Raw genomic sequence first — 4,982 nt, forward strand, 5'->3', positions numbered from 1 at the left:
CGAGCGCATGCTGACCGACCGGCTCACAGAGCTGGTGGCGGCGGGGCTGGCGCTGCGGGAGGGCAGGTGCTGCCGCACCACCTGCCGGGGCGAAGTCAGAGCTGCCGGCGCTCGCGCGGCGGGGGCGGAGCGTGCCGTGCCCGAGCAGGGGCGCGGCACGCTCCGGCGTATAGCCACGGCGCCTTCGGCGCGCGCTACTTCGCCGCCGCGCGCCGTCCGGAGACCGTCGTCTTCGCCGCCGCCTTCTTGGCCGCGGTCGTCTTGGCAGCGGTCTTCTTGGCTGCCGCCTTCTTCGCCGGAGCCTTGGCAACGGCCTTCGCAGCGGCCTTCGCGGGGGCCTTCTTCGCGGCCTTCCGGCCGACCGGCGCCACCGCGTCGCTCACCAGGTCCCCCAGCAGCTCCCTGAGGAACTTGCCGGTGTGGCTGGCCGGGACCGAGGCCACTTCCTCGGGGGTGCCCTCGGCGACGACCAGACCGCCGCCGCTGCCGCCCTCCGGGCCCATGTCCACGACCCAGTCGGCCGTCTTGATCACATCGAGGTTGTGCTCGATGACGATCACCGTATTGCCCTTGTCGACCAGTCCGGACAGCACCGTGATCAGCTTGCTGATGTCCTCGAAGTGCAGCCCGGTCGTGGGCTCGTCCAGGACATAGACCGTGCGCCCCGTCGACCGCTTCTGCAGCTCGCTCGCGAGCTTGACGCGCTGCGCCTCGCCGCCGGAGAGGGTCGGCGCGGGCTGCCCGAGCCGGACGTAACCGAGCCCGACCTCGTTGAGCGTGCGCAGATGGCGGGAGATCGTCGGCACCGCCTCGAAGAAGTCGAGCGCTTCCTCGATGGGCATGTCCAGCACCTCGGCGATGGACTTGCCCTTGTAGTGCACCTCCAGCGTCTCCCGGTTGTAGCGGGCGCCGTGGCAGACCTCGCACGGCACATACACATCCGGCAGGAAGTTCATCTCGATCTTGATGGTGCCGTCGCCGGAGCAGTTCTCGCAGCGGCCGCCCTTGACGTTGAAGGAGAAGCGCCCGGGCAGATACCCGCGGACCTTGGCCTCCATCGTCTCCGCGAACAGCTTGCGCACATGGTCGAAGACGCCGGTGTACGTCGCCGGGTTGGAGCGCGGGGTGCGGCCGATGGGCGACTGGTCGACGTGCACCACCTTGTCGACGAGGTCGTCGCCGGCGACCCGGGTGTGCCGGCCCGGGACGGCCCGCGCCCCGTTCAGCTCGCGGGCCAGGTGGGTGTACAGGATGTCGTTGACCAGGGTGGACTTACCCGACCCGGAGACGCCGGTGACGGCGGTGAGCACACCGAGCGGGAAGGACACATCGATGTCCTGGAGGTTGTTCTCCCGGGCGCCGTGGACCGTCAGCTGCCGCTCCGGGTCCATGGGCCGGCGCATCCCCGGCAGCTCGATGGACTTCTTCCCGGCCAGATACTGGCCGGTCATCGACTCCTCGTTGGCCAGCAGCTCGGCGAGCGGCCCGCTGTGGACGACCTTGCCGCCGTGCTCGCCCGCGCCCGGGCCGATGTCCACCACCCAGTCCGAGGCCTTGATGGTGTCCTCGTCGTGCTCGACGACGATCAGCGTGTTGCCCAGATCGCGCAGCCGCACCAGCGTCTCGATCAGCCGGTGGTTGTCGCGCTGGTGCAGCCCGATCGACGGCTCGTCCAGTACGTACAACACGCCGACCAGGCCGGAGCCGATCTGGGTGGCCAGCCGGATGCGCTGTGCCTCGCCGCCGGAGAGCGTGCCCGCCGCGCGGTTGAGCGAGAGATAGTCCAGGCCGACGTCGACCAGGAACCGCAGCCGCTCGTTGACCTCCTTGAGCACCCGCTGGGCGATGGTCTTGTCGCGGGCGCTCAGCTTCATGTCGCGCAGGAACTCGGCGCACTCGCTGATCGACATCGCGGAGACCTCGGCGATGGAGCGGCCCTCCACCGTGACGGCCAGGATGAGCGGCTTGAGCCGGGTGCCCTCACAGGTGGGGCAGGGCACCTCGCGCATATAGCCCTCGAAGCGCTCGCGGCTGGAATCGCTCTCCGCCTCCGTGTACCGCCGCCGGACGAAGGGCACCGCGCCCTCGAAGGACGTGACGTAGGCGCGCTCCCGCCCGTAGCGATTGCGGTAGCGGACCTCGATCTGTGTCTTGTGCCCGTAGAGCAGCGCCTTCTTGGCGCGCTGCGGAAGCCCGGCCCAGGGGATGTCCGTACGGAACCCGAGCGCGTCGGCCAGCCCGCCGTACAGCCGGGCGAAGTAGTCCTTGGTGTGGCCGTGGGACCAGGGGTGGATGGCGCCCTCGTCGAGCGACTTCTCCTCGTCCGGGATGATCAGCTCGGGGTCGACCTCCATACGGGTGCCGATGCCGGTGCACTCCGGGCAGGCGCCGAAGGGCGAGTTGAAGGAGAAGGAGCGCGGCTCCAGCTCCTCGAAGGACAGGTCGTCGTACGGGCAGTAGAGGTGCTCGGAGAACATCCGCTCGCGCTGCGGGTCGTCCTCGTCGAGGTCCACGAAGTCGAGGATCACCATGCCGCCGGAGAGCCCGAGCGCGGTCTCGATGGAGTCGGTCAGCCGCCGCTTGGCGCTGTCCTTGACCGTGAGGCGGTCGATGACCACCTCGATGGTGTGCTTCTCCTGCTTCTTCAGCTTGGGCGGGTCGGTCAGCTGGATGGTCGTGCCGTCCACCCGCGCCCGGCTGTAGCCCTTGGTCTGGAGATCGGCGAAGAGATCGACGAACTCCCCCTTGCGCTCGCGCACCAGCGGCGACAGCACCTGGAACCGGCTGCCCTCGGGCAGCTCCAGCACCTTGTCGACGATCGCCTGCGGCGACTGGCGGGTGATCGGGCGGCCGCACTCGGGGCAGTGCGGCTTGCCGATCCTGGCGAACAGCAGCCGGAGGTAGTCATAGACCTCCGTGATGGTGCCGACCGTGGAGCGGGGGTTGCGCGAGGTGGACTTCTGGTCGATGGACACCGCCGGGGACAGGCCCTCGATGAAGTCCACGTCGGGCTTGTCCATCTGCCCCAGGAACTGGCGCGCGTACGAGGAGAGGGACTCGACGTAACGGCGCTGCCCCTCCGCGAAGATCGTGTCGAACGCGAGGGAGGACTTGCCCGACCCGGAGAGCCCGGTGAAGACGATGAGGGAGTCGCGAGGAAGGTCGAGCGAGACGTTCTTGAGGTTGTGCTCGCGAGCGCCACGGACGATGAGACGGTCGGCCACGCCGGTCTGCACCTTTCTTGAGAGAGGTGTGGGGTCCGCGGGCCCCGCTTCCGTGGAGGCTCTGCCGGTGCGCAGAACCGGAGCGAGGCGAAGCCCCCCGACCCAGGGTAGGGGGCGCTGCGGCGATGTCTTTAAGGATGCAGCACACGAGCCTATAGCACGCACATTCGATTTGCGGGCCAAGGACGACAGCTTCACCCGAACGTGTGGTGCGGACTACCGTCAGAGCATGACTGATTACGCGCGGGACGCGGCCGCGGTGCGGGGTGCGACCGACCGGCTGATGGCTTCGGTGTCCAGGCTGGACGAGACTGCCGTGACCGAACCCTCGCTGCTCCCCGGCTGGACCCGGGGCCATGTACTGGCGCATCTGGCGCGCAACGCGGACGCCCTGGTGAATCTCCTCACATGGGCGCGCACCGGGGAGCCGACCCCCATGTACACGAGCGAGAACACGCGCGACCGGGAGATCGAGGACGCGGCGGCCCGTCTGCTCCCCATCCACCTCGACGATCTGCGCACCAGCGCGTTCCGCTTCAACGCGGCGGCCGCTGCGCTCCCCGCGAACCGTCGGCCCTTCGAGGTCACCATGCGGCGCGGCGTCGTCGAGCAGGCCGGCCGGCTGCCCTTCCGCAGGCTGGCCGAGGTCGAGCTGCACCATGTGGACCTCGGGGTTGGCTACACCCTGGCGAATCTGCCCGCCGCGTTCGTCGAGCAGGAGCTCGACTTCCTCGCCGAGGAGAGGTTCGCGGGCCACCCCGACGTCCCCCCGCTGCGGCTGGTGTCGCGTGACGGCGGCCGGGCCCGGCACACCGGCCGGGCGGGCACCGAGCCGCCGCTGACCGTCGAGGGCTCCCCCGCCGCCCTGTTGGGGTGGCTGAGCGGGCGTACGGGCGGGGCGGATCTGTCCTGCCGGGACGCGCCCCTGCCGACCCTCCCGCCGCTAGGCTGAGGCCATGACGTACAGCGGAGCGGTGAAGGTCGGCGGGCCGGCGGATGTGCATGAACTGACCGATCTGATGATCTCGAAGGTCGCGGTCGGTCCGGGGAGCAACAACGCCTATCTGCTGCGCTGCCGCGCCACCGACGAGCAGTTGCTCATCGACGCCGCGGCCGAGCCGCACACCCTGATCCCGTTCATCGGGAGCAGCGGTATCGCGTCCGTCGTCACCACCCACCGCCACCCCGACCACTGGGGCGCGCTGCGCGAGGTGGTGGAGGCCACCGGCGCCCGCACCTACGCGGGCCGCTACGACGCCGAGGGCATCCCGGTCCCCACCGATGTCCTGGTCGAGGACGGGGACACGCTGCGCGTCGGCCGGGTCGAGCTGACCGCCCGCCGCCTGGTGGGGCACACACCGGGCAGCATCGCCCTGGTCTACGACGACCCGCACGGCCATCCGCATGTGTTCACCGGCGACTGTCTCTTCCCGGGCGGAGTCGGCAACACCTGGAAGGATGCGAAGGCGTTCGCGAGCCTGATCGACGACGTCGAGACCAAGCTCTTCGATCAGCTGCCGGACGAGACCTGGGTGTACCCCGGCCACGGCGACGACACCACCCTGGGCGCGGAGCGCCCGCACCTGGGCGAGTGGCGCGAGCGCGGCTGGTGAACGAGGCGTGGTGAGCGACCGCGGCGCATGAGGGCAGCACGCGGCATGGCGTGGAAGCAACGCGCGCGGCGTGGAGTGAGAGCGACGTGCGGCACGGCGTGAGAGCGGCCCGCGCGGCGCCCGGGAGGGCGCGCGCCGCGCCAGA

At 70.1% G+C, this 4,982-nt stretch carries 3 protein-coding genes; 2 read left to right on the plus strand and 1 reads right to left on the minus strand.

The features are described from left to right. Positions 1–194 precede the first annotated feature (194 nt). A complete protein-coding gene (gene uvrA, locus ACWDSL_RS51800; RefSeq protein WP_450496552.1) occupies positions 195–3,224 on the minus strand; it encodes an excinuclease ABC subunit UvrA in 3,030 nt (1,009 codons plus the stop codon). Between the two features lie 229 nt (positions 3,225–3,453). Here uvrA and ACWDSL_RS51805 point away from each other — a divergent pair, with 229 nt between their 5' ends. After that, on the plus strand, positions 3,454–4,176 hold the full coding sequence (locus ACWDSL_RS51805; RefSeq protein ID WP_450496554.1) for a maleylpyruvate isomerase family mycothiol-dependent enzyme: 723 nt from the start codon (positions 3,454–3,456) through the stop codon (positions 4,174–4,176). Between the two features lie 4 nt (positions 4,177–4,180). Continuing rightward, entirely contained in the window at positions 4,181–4,837 is a 657-nt protein-coding gene (locus ACWDSL_RS51810) for an MBL fold metallo-hydrolase (protein WP_450496555.1), read from the plus strand. Positions 4,838–4,982: the final 145 nt, after the last annotated feature.

This window comes from Streptomyces sp. NPDC000941, assembly GCF_053599555.1.